This is a genomic window from Neptunicella plasticusilytica (assembly GCF_047922965.1).
GTDB lineage: Bacteria > Pseudomonadota > Gammaproteobacteria > Enterobacterales > Alteromonadaceae > Neptunicella > Neptunicella plasticusilytica.
Genome location: NZ_CP150481.1, coordinates 110636 through 126252, shown reverse-complemented (window position 1 = coordinate 126252; position 15617 = coordinate 110636). Strand labels below are relative to the sequence as shown.

Annotated in this window: 16 protein-coding genes; 12 read left to right on the top strand and 4 right to left on the bottom strand. The window is 44.0% G+C overall.

All coding sequences use genetic code 11. The features are described 5' to 3' along the window. Positions 1 to 43: 43 nt before the first annotated feature. From radC to mutM, 7 genes are all read left to right on the top strand, one after another. The gene (gene radC, locus V1467_RS00610) at positions 44 to 718 is read left to right on the top strand and encodes a RadC family protein (RefSeq protein ID WP_416306873.1); all 675 of its coding nucleotides are present in this window, start codon (positions 44 to 46) and stop codon (positions 716 to 718) included. A gap of 99 nt (positions 719 to 817) precedes the next feature. Beyond that, on the top strand, positions 818 to 1654 hold the full coding sequence (locus V1467_RS00605; RefSeq protein ID WP_416306872.1) for a glycosyltransferase family 2 protein: 837 nt from the start codon (positions 818 to 820) through the stop codon (positions 1652 to 1654). 201 nt (positions 1655 to 1855) lie between these two features. Beyond that, positions 1856 to 2611: a glycosyltransferase family 25 protein gene (locus tag V1467_RS00600; RefSeq protein WP_416306871.1), complete on the top strand. Its 756-nt coding sequence runs from the start codon at positions 1856 to 1858 to the stop codon at positions 2609 to 2611. A 138-nt stretch (positions 2612 to 2749) separates the two neighbouring features. Beyond that, on the top strand, positions 2750 to 2986 hold the full coding sequence (gene rpmB, locus V1467_RS00595; protein WP_416306870.1) for a 50S ribosomal protein L28: 237 nt from the start codon (positions 2750 to 2752) through the stop codon (positions 2984 to 2986). Positions 2987 to 2997: 11 nt separating this feature from the next. Beyond that, positions 2998 to 3153, top strand: a complete 156-nt coding sequence (gene rpmG / locus V1467_RS00590) for a 50S ribosomal protein L33 (protein ID WP_416306869.1) — start codon at positions 2998 to 3000, stop codon at positions 3151 to 3153. A gap of 114 nt (positions 3154 to 3267) precedes the next feature. After that, a complete protein-coding gene (locus tag V1467_RS00585; protein ID WP_416306868.1) occupies positions 3268 to 3729 on the top strand; it encodes a hypothetical protein in 462 nt (153 codons plus the stop codon). Next, a complete protein-coding gene (gene mutM / locus V1467_RS00580) occupies positions 3729 to 4547 on the top strand; it encodes a bifunctional DNA-formamidopyrimidine glycosylase/DNA-(apurinic or apyrimidinic site) lyase (protein ID WP_416306867.1) in 819 nt (272 codons plus the stop codon). The genes V1467_RS00585 and mutM overlap by 1 nt, the downstream gene beginning before the upstream one ends. Here the strand turns inward: mutM and coaD are convergent. After that, entirely contained in the window at positions 4544 to 5026 is a 483-nt protein-coding gene (gene coaD, locus V1467_RS00575; RefSeq protein WP_416306866.1) for a pantetheine-phosphate adenylyltransferase, read from the bottom strand. The two genes, mutM and coaD, sit on opposite strands and share 4 nt — an antisense overlap. Before the next feature lie 45 nt (positions 5027 to 5071). Next, the gene (locus V1467_RS00570) at positions 5072 to 6112 is read right to left on the bottom strand and encodes a CDP-glycerol--glycerophosphate glycerophosphotransferase (protein WP_416306865.1); all 1041 of its coding nucleotides are present in this window, start codon (positions 6110 to 6112) and stop codon (positions 5072 to 5074) included. A gap of 257 nt (positions 6113 to 6369) precedes the next feature. On the opposite strand from V1467_RS00570, the gene V1467_RS00565 reads away from it, so the two are divergent. Next, positions 6370 to 7842, top strand: coding sequence for a capsule assembly Wzi family protein (locus V1467_RS00565; protein ID WP_416306864.1), 1473 nt, complete (start codon positions 6370 to 6372; stop codon positions 7840 to 7842). 100 nt (positions 7843 to 7942) lie between these two features. Here V1467_RS00565 and V1467_RS00560 read toward each other — a convergent pair whose 3' ends face one another. Then, the gene (locus tag V1467_RS00560; protein WP_416306863.1) at positions 7943 to 8656 is read right to left on the bottom strand and encodes a 3-deoxy-D-manno-octulosonic acid kinase; all 714 of its coding nucleotides are present in this window, start codon (positions 8654 to 8656) and stop codon (positions 7943 to 7945) included. A gap of 149 nt (positions 8657 to 8805) precedes the next feature. On the opposite strand from V1467_RS00560, the gene V1467_RS00555 reads away from it, so the two are divergent. Then, positions 8806 to 9834, top strand: coding sequence for a glycosyltransferase family 9 protein (locus V1467_RS00555; protein ID WP_416306862.1), 1029 nt, complete (start codon positions 8806 to 8808; stop codon positions 9832 to 9834). Here the strand turns inward: V1467_RS00555 and V1467_RS00550 are convergent. Next, positions 9813 to 11114 carry a 3-deoxy-D-manno-octulosonic acid transferase gene (locus V1467_RS00550; protein ID WP_416306861.1) on the bottom strand — a complete coding sequence of 434 codons (1302 nt, stop codon included), beginning with the start codon at positions 11112 to 11114 and terminating at the stop codon, positions 9813 to 9815. The genes V1467_RS00555 and V1467_RS00550 overlap by 22 nt on opposite strands. Before the next feature lie 371 nt (positions 11115 to 11485). Between V1467_RS00550 and V1467_RS00545 the strand changes: the two genes are divergently transcribed. From V1467_RS00545 to V1467_RS00535, 3 genes are read left to right on the top strand one after another with little or no spacing between them, the layout of a single operon-like run. Then, positions 11486 to 11899, top strand: a complete 414-nt coding sequence (locus V1467_RS00545; RefSeq protein ID WP_416306860.1) for a hypothetical protein — start codon at positions 11486 to 11488, stop codon at positions 11897 to 11899. A 5-nt stretch (positions 11900 to 11904) separates the two neighbouring features. Further along, positions 11905 to 13083 (top strand): TonB-dependent receptor, encoded by a 1179-nt coding sequence (locus V1467_RS00540; protein WP_416308624.1) that lies wholly within the window; start codon positions 11905 to 11907, stop codon positions 13081 to 13083. Between the two features lie 2 nt (positions 13084 to 13085). After that, complete coding sequence (locus V1467_RS00535) at positions 13086 to 15533, top strand: EAL domain-containing protein (RefSeq protein WP_416306859.1); 2448 nt, start codon at positions 13086 to 13088, stop codon at positions 15531 to 15533. Positions 15534 to 15617 lie beyond the last annotated feature (84 nt).

Genomic DNA, 15617 nt, shown 5'->3' with positions numbered 1-15617 from the left:
AAAGGTTAGCAGTAGATAACACAACAGCAGGGAGAGCTATATAATGAAGATCACCGATTGGCCTGCCGCCGAACGTCCCCGTGAGAAACTGCTCGAAAGAGGTGCCAATGCCTTATCCGATGCGGAATTAGTTGCCATTTTTTTGCGCACCGGCATTGCCGGACTGAGTGCAGTTGAACTGTCCCGCTGTTTACTGAATCAATTTGGTAGTTTACGTGCCATGTTGGCTGCCGATCAGCAGACATTTTGCCAGCACAAGGGACTGGGTTCGGCTAAGTATGCTCAGTTGCAAGCCGTGTTGGAGATGTCACGCCGTTGTTTTGCCGAACAACTGCAAAAAGGGACGGCACTAACTAGCGCATCTCAAACCCGGAACTATTTGATCAGCCAATTACGGGATGAACCGAATGAAGTATTCGCGATGTTAATGCTCGATAGCCAACATCAGGTCATTGAATTCAAACCCGTATTTTACGGCACTATTGATGCTGCCGCCGTATATCCCAGAGTATTGGTTAAACTGGCACTGGATAAAAACGCCGCAGCGGTTATTTTGGCCCACAATCACCCCTCCGGGATTGCCGAACCCAGTCAGGCCGATAAACAAATTACCCGTCGTATTATTGATGCCATGACATTAGTGGATATTCGCGTGCTGGATCATTTTGTCATCGGTGATAGTAATGCCGTTTCATTTGCCGAACGAGGCTTAATCTAGCGCACATTCAAAGCTCACAAAAACGTCATTCTAACGTCATTAATCTGTCAATCATCTCTGCCTAAACTGCTGTCAATTTAGGCTGCCGACTGTATCCATATGAAAATTTCAGTGATTTTTACTACCTACAATTCACCCGACTGGTTAGAAAAAGTATTATGGGGATTCCACTACCAGAGTTATTCCGAGTTTGAAATTATCGTAGCCGATGACGGCTCCGGCAACGACACCCGACAGCGTATTAACCAGATGCGACTGACGACAGGCCGCGAAATCATTCATGTATGGCAACCGGATGAGGGATTTCAGAAAACCCGTATTTTAAACAAGGCCATTCAGGCCAGCAGCGGTGACTATCTGTTATTTACTGACGGAGATTGTATCCCTCGTCATGATTTTGTTGAAGTACACGTAAAACAAGCACAGAAAGGTTATTTCCTATCTGGTGGCTACTTCAAGCTACCAATGAATATCAGTTTAGCCATTGATAAACATGCTATTTCTAGCGGGGTTGTTTTTGAACCCGACTGGTTGCTGGAAAGAGGTTTGAAGAAATCCCATAAACTAATGAAATTAACTGCAACAGGATGGCAACAACAGTGGCTAAATAGATTAACACCGGCCAATGCCAGCTGGAATGGTCATAATGCATCCGGTTGGCGTAGCGATATAATCGCTGCAAACGGTTTTGACGAGAGAATGCAGTACGGCGGTGAAGATCGTGAATTGGGTGAACGTCTGTTTAACGCCGGACTTCAGTCAAAACAAATCCGTTACTCGGCAATCTGTTTACACCTTGATCATGCCAGAAGTTACGTTACACCAGAGATGCTACGATATAATCGGGAGATCAGACAATATACCCGTCAACAGCATCTAACCCATACGCCTTTTGGGATAGAGCAGGATCAACTACATTTCAGACATGCCGGATAAATAGTTAGTGATAGGAACATTTTGTTATTGATGGCTCGAATCTCGTTTTATTTGCGAGGAGTGGGTTGATACAATACCCGTAGTACTTATGTTTGATAGGTTCTACTATTAGCTTGTCATTAGTAACAAATATCGGATCAAACTACAGTTGTGGTATCAAGGAGTTAATTACACAGTGGTAACTAAGAAAGTTGATATTTTGTGAACAACCATTACAAGACATTGCTAATTAACCTCGCCCATTCAACTGACCGTCTGGCTCATTCCAGTGATAGCTTGAAAAAAATCGGAATTCAATTTGAGCGAATAGAAGCAGTCAACGGTCATACCTTTGTGGAAAGCGGCCCACTCCCTCATTACAATGTAAAATTGAACCATGATACCTATCATAAGAATCTTAATAACGGTGAGATAGGGTGCTATTTAAGTCATCGTAAAGCTTGGCAGAAAATAGTCGATGAGCAACTCAGTTTCGCTGTCATTCTGGAAGACGATTTTTCCTTGACTGGTGATTTAGCAAAAGCCATTGATATTGCTAAAAAGACTCATCGCAATTGGGATTATATTAAATTGGCTGGACATCGACGCTCACGCTATCCGATCCATAGCCAATCAATTGCAGATATGCAATTGGTGACATATAACAAATTGCCTTCGCAGACATGCGCACAACTCGTTAGCTTTTCCGGTGCCAAGAAGTTGTTGGCAAAATCTGAACAATTTGGAAGGCCTGTTGATGTAGATATTCAGCACTGGTGGGAAGCAGATCTGCAAGTATTTGGTTTATTACCTTACGTCATAGTCGCTAAAGAAGCTTTTGGTAGTGAGATTGATCGCATTGCTACTCGTCGAGAAGCATCGAAAAGACATTTTAAGAAAATTTGGTTACAGCTACGGTTCTGGTTAAAAAATAGCAAAGAAAATAAACGCAGAGTGAGAATGCTAAAGTCACGTTAACGACCAATATTAAAATGGAAAAAACTTGATCTGGCGGGGTGATTACTGTATAAAATGCGCCCTCTTGTCACTAGCGTGAAATTTGTCGACGCGTGCAGATGACGTGTTGAAGCAGTATTTAAGTAATTGGAGACAATAATGTCCAGAGTATGTCAAGTAACAGGTAAGCGTCCTGCGGTCGGTAACAACCGCTCACACGCCAGAAACGCGACTCGTCGCCGTTTTTTACCAAACCTGCAAAACCACCGTTTTTGGGTTGAAAGCGAAAATCGCTTTGTAAAATTGCGCCTTACCCCTAAAGGTATGCGTATTATCGATAAGAATGGCATTGATTCAGTATTAGCTGATATGCGTGCCCGCGGCGAGAAAATTTAAGGAATCCACCGATGCGTGATAAAATTAAATTGCTATCTACTGCTGGTACAGGCTTTTTCTATACCACAGACAAAAACAAACGTAATATGCCTGGCAAAATGGAGATCAAAAAGTTTGATCCTAAAATTCGTCAGCACGTTCTGTTCAAGGAAGCAAAAATCAAGTAATTGACTTGCTTTTTGTCTCCCGAGAAACCCGGTTTTTTAGCCGGGTTTTTTGCGTTTATGCCTTTTCTAAAATTCCCGTTACACTGTCTTCCTGATTTTGATTTGGAGCATGCCATGATTCGATTATCGCGACGGGGTTGGAACAATGTGCTGATTTTCGCCTGCTTGTTTATGATTCTGCTGTTTAGCACTTCAAACCGTATATTGTTGCAAAATGAAGAGCAGTCCCAAAGCCAATTATTGTTGCCTGAATCCAGTGAAATCATGGCGATTGATTACGGCACCCATAAAATCGAACGTATTGGTCGGGGCTGGCGATCAGTTCCGGTACTGGATATGGATGAAAGCCAACTCAACGATATCGCTAGTCACTGGCAACAGGCCATAGTTGCCAAACCGATGAGCGGCCAACTTGCACAGCCTTATATTGTAACTCTCTGGTTAGCCGGACAAGAGCAGGGTTCAGTTTATAAATTGCTTCCTCAAGGTAACGATATACTGGTTCAGCATCAGCAACAGCTGTATTTGTTAACTCAGCATTCGCTGTCTGACTTTATTCCTGAAGAGATTCAATAATGCCGGAATTACCTGAAGTAGAAGTGTCCAGACTGGGGATTAGCCCGCATCTGATTGGCCATCAAATCACCCAGATCATTATCCGTCAGCCCCAATTACGTTGGCCGGTGCCAATCGAAATTCAACAAGCGGTCGGGTTAACCATCAATAATATTCGTCGGCGAGCCAAATATTTACTGCTGGATACGGATAACGGCAGCATTATTCTGCATTTGGGTATGTCGGGTAAACTGCGGGTCATTGATGCTAAAACCCCACTACAAAAACACGATCACATTGATATTGTACTGGATAGCGGAGCCTGTTTACGCTTTAACGATCCGCGCCGCTTTGGCGCCTGTCTATGGCAGCCCCAAACCTCGAATGAGCAGGATAATGCCCTGCTAAAACATTTGGGGCCGGAGCCCTTGTCAGATGATTTTGATCAACAACGCTTGTTTAACCTATCGCGGGGAAAATCCGTTGCGGTCAAAAACTTTATTATGGATAACAAAGTGGTGGTAGGTGTGGGCAATATATACGCCAATGAAGCGCTGTTTTTTACTGGTATTGATCCACGTAAAGCAGCCGGAAAGGTTAGCAAAAAGAAATATCAGCAACTCACCGAGCAAATTAAAATCGTGTTGGCCAAAGCGATTCAACAAGGCGGCACTACATTAAAAGATTTTGCCCAGGCCGATGGCAAGCCCGGCTATTTTGCCCAGCAATTGCAGGTTTATGGCCGCAACGGGCAAAAATGTTATCAATGCTCAGCGCTGATTGAGTCAATTACTATCGGCCAGCGTAATAGCTTCTATTGTCCGGCTTGCCAGCGTTAATCGGCGAATTTAGCCTGCAATGCCGCCTCGATAATAGGATGACAAAAACCGCTGACATCCCCTTTATGTAGAGCGACCTCTTTCACTAACGTGGAAGAGATAAAGGCATTTTCTTCTGAAGGGGTTAAAAACACGCTTTCCAGTTCGGGGCTGAGACGACGATTCATATTGGCCAGCTGGAATTCATATTCAAAATCCGACACCGCGCGCAATCCACGGATCAGTACCGTTGCCTCACGCTGCTTGGCAAAATTAACCAGCAAGCCGGTAAAACCAACTACGTCTACATTATCCAGATGTGCAGTGACCTGCTGCGCCAGTGCTACCCGCTTCTCAAGACTGAACAACGGCTTTTTACTCGGGTTGGACGCTATCCCCACGGTAATATGAGCAAACATATTGGCCGCACGCTCGATTAAATCGATATGACCATTAGTAATGGGATCAAAAGTACCGGGATAAACCGCTTTGGTATGCATAGTCTTCTCGCCTGTTATTTTGCGCGCAAGCTTAACGTAGCATTACTAAAGTTTCCAGTAGCCCAAACGTTGACGAAATTTGAGGTTTCTTAAAAAATTTAACGGTTTTTTTGTTTTAAGCGGATATTGCCCTGCCAATACATTATCTATTGCAGTCACCACCCGGCTGGCTGACAAACCGTCCATATACGGATGTGTATCATCAATATAGTTAGTAATTTCGCGCATCAAACTGCCCGGGCGAGTTAACGCTGCTTTTATAGCCTGTTCCAATTCATTCACATCAGTAATGTTGAGCAAATATGGCTTAGGATCGATGTTATTAACCGTAACGACGGGTTTATTTTGGACAATAAACATGGTTAATGCAGAAGATGTATCACCGACCATAATATCGGCTTCTTGCAGTATCGGCAGCATATCGTCTGTTTCAACATAGACCAAATTATCACTTTGTATTTCCTGATACATGGAAATGACGTCGGGATCCGATTTAGGGTGCAATGATACAATCCATTTCCAGTTCATCGTTTCACTCAAACGTTTCACTTGCGGAAAGATATTTTTCGCCTGAGTCAAACGCTTACTGAATGTCGACCCCAGAAAAATAACTGGTCTATCATTTTGTGGCACTTCTTCATTGGGTAAAAATAATTTATCCAATGCAGGCCAACCTGTCTCAATTACATTAAAGTATTGGTATTCAGCTTGTAATGCTTTGAATTCCTTAGTGGTGCTTGGCCCTTGTGTGCAATACAGGTCAAAACATCCTCTAATTTTGAAATGATCGTTGTTGCCCTTTCTATCCACCTTACCTGCATCAAAACCGTGAAATACCGCGACCTTTAATCCCGGCAAAAAGCTTGGAATACTGTTTGCCGGAGCGAGCACGGCATCAGGCTGATAACTAAAAATTTGTTCTGCCGTTTCAATCAGTTCTTCATTTTGTTTGAGGTAGCTTCTGGTAACCTTATCGCCCTCAAAAAACCAACACACTCGATCACCCCTGGCGAGCAATATTTCCTGAATTGGGCGTAACATGGCAAAACTATAATTCTGCGAAATATAAAATAAGAATTTTTTCAACGATATTACCTAACCCATACAAGCTCTATAGGAGACGCTGTTAATTTATCTAGTGAGGAAAATAGCAAAATTTGATGTGTGTTTCATCGCACAATGAAATTAATATGAATAATATAATACATTTTTATTAAATGAACTGAGGGTTCTACTAAGAGGTATATCAATGAATCACATAAATTAACGCCTTTCTATCACTTTGTAATGTTAGAATAATCAACACATTTACCTATCATTTTTATTTGGACACGCTTCATCCTATGGATTTAGTTAAATATTGCCGACACTTCGTTATATTTTTTTTTAGCTTGCTCTTTTCGGCACAACCATTGTACGCCTCACCTTGGATAGGAACCACTGAGCCTCTACTATACCGAGATCTTCAAACATTGGTTGAACAAGGCTATCTTGACGTCGCATTAAGCAGTTTTCCGGTACCCTGGAAAGGGATTGATACTCAATTATCATCACTCGATATGGACCAATTAAGCTCCGAAGCACAAGTCGCCGTGAGACGTTTACAACATTATTTTAGCCAACAACAAAAAAATCAAACACAACGTTTCTTAAAGCTTTATGCGGCTAATGATAGAAGCCGTTTTACTGATTTTGCCGGTGAAAAAGGCAGTAAAGCTGCTTTTAGTGTGATCAGCGATACCACTATGGGGCGTTGGGCAGCTAAATTAGCGGTTAATCTTGAGCCTGGTGGCGAGAAAAACTTGGATCAGAGCTTTTTAGCCTACCAATTTGGAGACTGGAATCTGCGCTTTGGGGCAATAGATCAATGGTGGGGACCAGGTAACGCCAGCAGCCTGATTTTATCTACCAATGCAAGACCGGTAACTTCCATCGCGTTGTCGCGCTCGCAAGCTACCGTTTCAGAAAATTCATGGCTTAGTTTTTTAGGCCCTTGGTATTTTACCGCGCAGATTGGTCAAACTGGCGATGATCGCGTTGTTAATAATACGCGCTTATGGGCTAGCAGGTTCAACTTTCAGCCGCTTTCAGGTTTAGAAATTGGCTTGTCCTGGACAGCGATGTGGGGCGGGGATGGCCAAGGGAACAGTTTCAGTGATTTGTTTAAGGTATTAACCTTTCGAGCAGAGTGCGCTAACAACGCCAGTCAATGTGACGACAGTTTAGACACTAAAGCCGGAAATCAACTCGCTGGCTACGATATTCGCTACAGTTTTCAACTGCTAAATCAGCCTTTTAGTTTGTATGCTCAACAAATTGGAGAAGATGCCGTTGATTATTACAAAATAACCGATAAAGCTTTATTGATAGGTATGTCGACTCATTTATGGGGGAATCGAGTGTTCCTCGAAAATGCAGATACCAACGTCGTGTGCGGTGGTTCAGAATCAACCATTACCAATTGTTATTATGAACACAGCCTCTACCAGTCTGGGTATCGTCATTATGGCCGAGCTATCGGTAGCACTTTCGATAGTGATGCTAACGTAACGTCAATCGGCATAAGTCAGCATTTCCCAGAAGGTGGGGCTTATGCTGTCACTGCACATTATGCAGACTTAAATAAAGATGGTGTGCGCCCCTCTCCGTTATTAGCAGGTCAGCAGGAAAAACTGATTCAATTAAATGGTTATTATCAATTTCCAATCAACAATTGGCTAATAAAAGTCGGGACAACGATTACCGGTAGTGAGATCGATCTACAGCCCCGTAAATGGGATTCAGTCTTTTACGCCCAGTTTGATTATTATCTATAGCAAGTATAACTGTGATTAAGAAGTTCATGCTCTCTCAAATTAGATAGTAACGATTTTCAGGTTGCCTAAACTAGTTGCAGGGCGTTATTAACTATATCAATTAACGATTATATCCTGCTAACAACCCATCCCAATCTGACTGTTGCCAGTAAAAAGAAGATTGCCGCTGTTTTTCTTTGTGTAGAGAACGTAATAATCTGTCCAGATTTTGCTGTTTCCATTTTTGGCCGCCTTTGCGTCGGCACTTGTCGAAGTCAATGATCCAGATTTTATCCTGTTGATCCAGCATCAAATTGTGAATATTTAAATCATGATGAAATATCTGCTGATCATGCAACTGGCGAATCGTGCGACCAATGCTAATCCATTGGTTTTCCGTCAACGCTCGCTCGGATAAGGCCTGAAACACATCAACACTGGCAGGAATTCGCAAGGTGATCAAATCGGCCCGATAAGCTAAGCCGCTACGTTCGATTAATGCGGCCACCGGCACCGGGGCAGGTAATTGGTCTTGCTGCATATCTGCCAGTAAATAAAATTCCTGCCAGGCACGGGTGTGCTCCAATCCGGTAAAAAAGTACTGATCCTGCAACAGCTTACCAATTAACCCACCACGCCGGTAATGGCGTAATACCATGTCCAGTTGCTGATAACGGAAAAAATACGTCGTGCCGCGTCCTTTGGCTCCTCCGCTCAACAGACCCTGCGTACGCCAGTATTGCGGATCAAACAGCGCTTTGTCCGGATTGGGCAACAATTGTGCGTCAAACAGAATGGTTATCCCATCTTGATTAATGTTGTGAAAGTCAGGCATACCATTCCGGGTCTCGATTAAACAAAGATCTATTTCTCGACAGGCATGTAGTTGAAAGATAAACACACCGGTTAACTTGTGATAGATTTCACATTGTAATCAAATCATCAAAATATTCAGCGGTTTATCCGTTTAAGTGTGCAAAATTAGTGAAAAAAATATGCCTTCTACGTCTCTCTGCTATCGGTGATGTTTGCCATGCTGTTGCCATGGTAGCCCGAATTCAGCAGCATTGGCCACAGATCGAGCTTACCTGGATTATCGGTAAAATTGAGTACCAACTGGTCGGCGATATGCCCGGCATCCGCTTTGTGGTATTCGATAAAAGCCTTGGCCGTCAGGCCTATCAAAAATTGGCTGAAGATCTCAAGGGCGAAACCTTTGACAGTTTGCTGGTGATGCAGGTTGCGCTGCGCGCTAATTTGGCTGCGGCAAAGATTAAGGCTAAACAAAAAATCGGCTTTGACTGGCAGCGCAGTAAAGAACTGCATTGGTTGTTTACCAATAAACGCATTACTGCACAAAAACACGCCCATGTACTGGACGGCTTTATGGCGTTTGCCGACGCATTGCAAGTACCACCAGTAACACAACCCGTTTGGCCCATTCCTGTTGCGAACGAGGATCAAGACTGGGCCGAGCAACAAGCCGACAGACTCGGAGAGTTTGTGATTATGAGTCCGGCAGCCAGTAAAGCGGAACGTAACTGGTTACCGGAGCGTTACGCTCAAGCCGCCGAATATCTGGTAAGTAAAGGTAAAAAAGTCATTTTATGTGGCGGCCCCGGCAAACTCGACCAACAAACCAGTCAGGCTATTTTGACTCACACTGACTGTTTCGCTGCCAACCTGGTGGGTCAAACTTCCCTTAAACAGTTATATGCCCTAATAGGTAAGGCGCAACTAGTCATAGCACCGGACACAGGCCCGACTCATATGGCAACCGCCGCCGGTACCCCGGTTATCGGTTTGTATGCACACAGTAATCCACGCCGCACCGGCCCTTACCTAGATCAGCAACGAATTGTATCGGTTTATGATCAGGTTATTGAACAACAAAAGGGCAAACCCTGGACGCAGTTGCCATGGGGTGCCAGAGCCAAAGGTGAAGATCTAATGGCGCAAATCAGTCTTGAGGCGGTTATCGACAAAATTGATCAATGGCTGGCCAAAGGCTGATCTCGCAACATTTCCAAACTGCGGGAAACCGCTCCATTATTGTCGATAACAACTTGATGAGCGCGTTGTCCCCAAGCTTGGCGGTCGTCACTGCGTTGCAGCCAGTCACGAGCAGCAGCAGCGAGTTCAGCTGAACTATTAATTACTTTCATGCCGTTTTGTTGTACCAATAACGCGCATATTTCCGGGTTATTGTACTGGCTTGTTCCCATTAATATGGGCACTGTCCAAATTGCAGCTTCCAAGGGATTATGCCCGCCTCGCGGCGCAATGGACCCGCCTATAAAGGCGACGTCGGCAACACCATATAAATACTTCAGAATCCCCATACTATCGGCCAAAAATATATCACTTTCAGCACTGCTCGGTTGTTGTAATGAAGCTCGTGCAACATTCCAGCCTTCTCGTTGGCACAGTTGAAAAACAGGTTCAAAGCGCTGTGGATGACGAGGTACCAAAACTAACAATAAGTCCGCTATTGATACTTTAAGCTGCCGGTAGACGTCCAGAATAATTTGTTCCTCCGGATCATGTGTGCTCCCCGCAATCAGAATTGGCCGATGTGCCAAATTAAACTGTCGGACGAGTTGTTGACTGCGATCACGATCTGCGTCGCTTAACTGCAAATCAAATTTAATATTGCCGGTTAGATGGAGTTTATTCGCGTCGATACCCGTTTTCAGGTAGTTGTTATAGTCTCGCCGCCCTTGTGCACCGACATAACGCAGCGAATTAATCATCGGCTGGAATAACCAGCGAAAACGAAGCATTGTTTGCCGACTTTTATCGGTCATTCTGGCGTTAAGAATATATACCGGAACATGATTACGTTCGCACTGGTGCAATAAATTAGGCCACAACTCAACCTCGGTAATAATTAACTTTTGCGGTTTTAGCTGCTTTAACAGTCTTGCCATGCCCCAGGGTAAATCGACGGGTAAATAATAGTGATTGATCTTGTCACCAAACAGCTGCTTGACTCGCTGGCCTCCGGTAGCCGATGCGGTGGTCACTGAAATAGATAATTCAGGGTGTTGTTCGAGTAGCACACTAATTAAGCGCGATGCCGCCACGACTTCACCCACTGAGGCACAGTGAAATAACCAGCCACCAGATTGACGGGGCTTTCCTAAACCGAGACGCTGCCAGAATTCGTTATCTTTGGCGATGCCTGATGCCAATTTTTGGCGCCACAACCACCAGCCTAGCAGGGGTAACAGCAAAATAATCAACAAGGTATAAAACCAACGAGCAAAAGTATATTTGAAATTTACTGGCATAGGGGCATTAACTGAATTTTTTGCACATTCATCATTTTCACTGTTTCATCGTAGTCCCGCTCATTATAATATGAAGCTTCTATACTAAATACTAAAACATAAGGGTCTGTTTATCTTGCATATTTTCCACTGTTGAGGAATTTTCAGACTCAACCCAAAGGGCTGGGGCTATTTTTCCTTCTCACTGCGTTATCAAACGCTTAAAGAGAACCACTATTCGCGCATTTTCTGCCTTGTGGGAAGAAAAAATAGCCGCCAGCAGTGGCGAATATGCAAAATAAACAAACCCTCACTATTATAAGTAGTTACCACTAAAAAGAGGTATCAATGTGCTGATAAGGGCACCACGGAAGATAATAGTTTTATTAGGGATGCTGCTGTTAAGTCGCCCTTTTGCAGGTTACCCGCAATCTTCTGAACAGGTGTATGTTGGCGTTAATTCTTCCGTTTCTGTCAAACAACTTTCTCCTGCACAGCTACGCAGAATTTTTACGATGCGCCAAAACAGCTGGCCAAATGGTGACCCTATCACTGTTTTTGTCTTAGACACCAACAATCCGTACCACCAATATTTTTCAAAATCCGTTCTGGATCTGTTCCCTTACCAACTCGAGCGGCTCTGGAACAAGTTGGTGTACTCCGGACAAGGTGAACGACCAATTAAAGTGGATAATATGACTGAAATGCAAGATAAAGTAAGCCAGACTCAAGGCTCCATAGGCTACTTTCCGATACAGGACAAGTTGTCCAACATTCATTTAATTAACGTCAAGGAAGACGAGTGAACGCAATGAAATATACCTATCAAGTTGTGTTGGCCATCCTGATCGCCATTTATTCCAGTCATCTAGTGGCAGATGACTTTAATTGGCATGGATTTGTTGCCCAAGGGGCTATACAAGCCAAAAACAGTAATTTTATCAATCAGAACGGAGAGACCTCTTTTGAACTGACGGAAGCGGGAATCAACGGCTCTTACCAGTTTAATAACAAGTTGAGATTATCCGGTCAGGCCGTTTACCTGAACGGTGGCAATCGTTATTCCGACGGCGTGCGGCTGGATTACCTATTTCTAGACTGGTCAATTGTATCCAGTCTGGATTGGCAGCTGAATGCTCATATTGGCCGGTTCAAAAATTATCACTGGTTATATTCTGCCACCCGGGATGTACCACATACCCGTCCTTCAATCATTTTACCCCAATCGATTTACTTTGATGTGTTCAGGGATATTGCTCTGGGCACCGACGGCATCGCGTTGCGCGCAAGCATTAACAGCGATATTGGTGAATGGGACATTGATTGGGGTTATGGCAACACACCTATAGGTAAATCACAAACACAGAACCTGTTTAGCCAACAGGCAAATGGTGATATGGATTTAAAATTCGATCATAAACTCAGCGCCTATTTCCGCCCTAAAGAAACCAATCTTCAAATGGGCATCAGCCTGCTCGATTCGGAATTTGAATACGTGCAGGGCCAGCAGGACATGTTACAAGACGGTAAAGCCAGCGTACAACGAGTGATCTTTAACTTAAAATATGGTGCAAAGAACTGGGATCTGGTGGCGGAAATCATGCAGGAACGAGTCGAGTATGAAGACATTGTTTATCCCGGTTTTCATAATGATACGAAGTCTCAGGGGGGCTATCTGCAAACAACCTACCACCTGAATGAAAACTGGGACACTTATGTCCGTCTGGATCTTTTTGATCTGGACAAAAATGACCGTAACGGACAACAGCGCTGGCGACAAAGTAACGGCGCGATCCCTAATTATTTTGGCTATATGGATACTGCAACGTTCGGCGGAGCCTGGAATATTGATCAGCAATGGAAATTGGCTCTGGAGTTTCATCGGGTAAAAGGACGAGGCCGTCTGGCTCCTGTATTGGTTCCTGATTTGCTTAACAACAAAGGCGAATACTGGAACATGTGGGCAGCTCAGTTAATGTACTGGTTTTAGCCATGCGCCTGTTTCTTAGCCTACCCTGGAAAATTTTAGGACTGTTATCGGCTTTCTTCTTACTGGTCAGTGTGCTTATTACCAATAGTTGGATCAATAAAAACGATCAGGATTTCTTGGCCTTACAAAAACAGTTGAGAGATCAGGATCAAAGACAACTGCAGGTGATAGATGAATTACTGCGTAACCGTGTTGAATCCTGGTTTGAGGCCTTTGTTCATTTTCAAAAAAATTACGGAAATAATATCGAAGCGAGTGCTTTTTTTTTAGGAAACGAATATGAGTTCCTGCAATTACATTGGCAAATCAATAATCTATGGCTATTCGACAGCCAGCAAAAGTTATACTTTTCGTCAAACCCGCAAGTACCCGGGGAACTGCTTAGCGATGTGATGCAAACCTTCCAACAGCAGCGTTCTCAGGCCAATGTTCGCTGCCATCCTGTATGTGAGCAATTTTTTTCCATTCCTCTGCTACTCAACCAGGGTGAAATTGCTGTACTGGCAGTCAGTAATTCCTTACAGGAAACCTTGGCGGCATTAAATCGGGCCACCGGAGCAGATATGGCAGTACTGAAGATGGCAGGAGGCCAATGGTCCGAAACACCAGCCAAGACGTTGAAAATACAACCTCCGCTTGCCAGTACTCAGCAACAACTGATTGACAGTTTATTCACCCGAATGAAGTCCGATACCAGCGTTGCTGACGTGATCCGGCAAGGCATCAGAATAGAAAACAATCAGCACGCTTTTCTGATCAATATGTTGCCTCTGGAAAAATCTGTTCAGAGCAGTCATTTTCTGATTTTTATTCACGATATCACCGAGTCCAGCCAACTGCATATCGCCTTTCAAACTAAAATTTTATGGGTGTCCGTTACTGTCATCTGTCTATCCTTTATCGCTTTTTTTGTACTCACCCAACGTTTGCAGCGCCGCTTATTATCCATCACCCGCAGCTTGCCGTTGCTCGCCGAAAAACGTTACAGTGAATTCCGCCAACATCAATATATCAGCAGCTACCTGTTTGCCGATGAAATAGACAATTTGCAGGAATCGGCAACGTTGCTCAGCACGGAACTGGAGTCACTGGATAACCAAATTGAGCACAATACAAGGGAACTGGAAAATATTGCCATGTACGACCGGCTATGTGGTCTTCCCAATCGCAATATGCTCAATCACCTGCTTAAGGCAGCTATCGCGGGACTCGCACGGAACAACAAACAACTGGCCGTCATGTTTCTGGATTTTGACAACTTTCGCAAAATAAATGACAGCCACGGACACAACATTGGTGATTCGTTTCTGATAGAAGCCGCCCGCCGTATAAAAGAAACTATCAGAGACAGTGATTTTGCTTGCCGTTTCGGTGGTGATGAATTTGTGGTGGTATTGCAACATCAGGAATCACAGCAAGGCGTCACTCAAGTTGCAGACAAACTTCTGAAGCGCTTTCACAAACCTTTACATATTGTGGGCCAGCGATTTTATGTGACAACCAGTATTGGCATCGTTATTACCGACAATCCCCAGGAACAGGTTGAGGATCTGATTCGTCAGGCCGATATGGCGATGTATACATCCAAGGATCTCGGTGGCGATCGTTACAGCCTGTTCACCCCCGAAATGTATCAACGTGTCATCGGCCGCGTTCAAATAGAAAATGAAATGCGTGAGGCCATAGACAACAATGAAATCTGTTTTGCATTACAACCTCAAATTGAAATTAGTACCGGTAAACTGGTTGGCTTTGAAGCGCTGATTCGTTGGCGTCATCCCCAAAAGGGCCTCATCCCTCCTGATGAATTTATCCCCGTACTGGAAAACTCGGAAAACATGATCCAGCTCGGTTACTGGGGACTCAAGCGAGCCTTTACCATTCTGTCCACCATGGAGGAGTTAGGTTTCAAAAATCAACGCATTGCGGTCAACCTGTCTGCGGTGCAATTACTGGATCCCAATTTATTACCCTTTCTCAAGCAGCAACTAATAGATTTTAATCGCGACGGATCACAAATTGAGCTGGAACTGACCGAACGCACCGTGGTCGCTGATATTGACACTACACTCAGCATTATGGCGCAATTAAAACAGTTAGGATTCACATTTTCCATTGATGACTTTGGGACCGGTTATTCTTCACTTGCTTACCTGAAACAAATGCCGGTTAATATCATTAAAATTGACCGCAGCTTTGTATCCGGGATGACGGAGAATCGCGCTGATATGCAAATTGTCTCTTCCACTATCGCGATGGTACAAAAGCTGGGCATGAAAGTGGTCGCGGAAGGAGTTGAAACGACCGCCCAACTCAGAATGTTGCAAGACATGCAGTGTGAAATTGGCCAAGGTTACTTTATCTCCAAACCTATTATGGAGTATGAGTTGTACGATCTGTTACCTGAGAAAATTAAAAATGGTATCTGGAACAATATGGACAAGCTATAAATCAGGCCCTGTTGTACAAATTACCTGACGGACAGTCTGTTCGGCCATCATTACCTTTACCGCTTAATTCCATTAGAATAGCGC

Excerpts from the sequence above, each read along its gene's own strand:
- rpmG (WP_416306869.1), top strand. The coding sequence starts at position 2,998 with ATGCGTGATAAAATTAAATTGCTATCTACTGCTGGTACAGGCTTTTTC.
- V1467_RS00545 (WP_416306860.1), top strand. The coding sequence starts at position 11,486 with ATGCTGCTGTTAAGTCGCCCTTTTGCAGGTTACCCGCAATCTTCTGAA.
- mutM (WP_416306867.1), top strand. The coding sequence starts at position 3,729 with ATGCCGGAATTACCTGAAGTAGAAGTGTCCAGACTGGGGATTAGCCCG.
- V1467_RS00560 (WP_416306863.1), bottom strand. The coding sequence starts at position 8,656 with ATGCCTGACTTTCACAACATTAATCAAGATGGGATAACCATTCTGTTT.
- V1467_RS00550 (WP_416306861.1), bottom strand. The coding sequence starts at position 11,114 with ATGCCAGTAAATTTCAAATATACTTTTGCTCGTTGGTTTTATACCTTG.
- V1467_RS00535 (WP_416306859.1), top strand. The coding sequence starts at position 13,086 with ATGCGCCTGTTTCTTAGCCTACCCTGGAAAATTTTAGGACTGTTATCG.
- coaD (WP_416306866.1), bottom strand. The coding sequence starts at position 5,026 with ATGCATACCAAAGCGGTTTATCCCGGTACTTTTGATCCCATTACTAAT.
- rpmB (WP_416306870.1), top strand. The coding sequence starts at position 2,750 with ATGTCCAGAGTATGTCAAGTAACAGGTAAGCGTCCTGCGGTCGGTAAC.
- V1467_RS00540 (WP_416308624.1), top strand. The coding sequence starts at position 11,905 with ATGAAATATACCTATCAAGTTGTGTTGGCCATCCTGATCGCCATTTAT.
- radC (WP_416306873.1), top strand. The coding sequence starts at position 44 with ATGAAGATCACCGATTGGCCTGCCGCCGAACGTCCCCGTGAGAAACTG.
- V1467_RS00605 (WP_416306872.1), top strand. The coding sequence starts at position 818 with ATGAAAATTTCAGTGATTTTTACTACCTACAATTCACCCGACTGGTTA.
- V1467_RS00585 (WP_416306868.1), top strand. The coding sequence starts at position 3,268 with ATGATTCGATTATCGCGACGGGGTTGGAACAATGTGCTGATTTTCGCC.
- V1467_RS00565 (WP_416306864.1), top strand. The coding sequence starts at position 6,370 with ATGGATTTAGTTAAATATTGCCGACACTTCGTTATATTTTTTTTTAGC.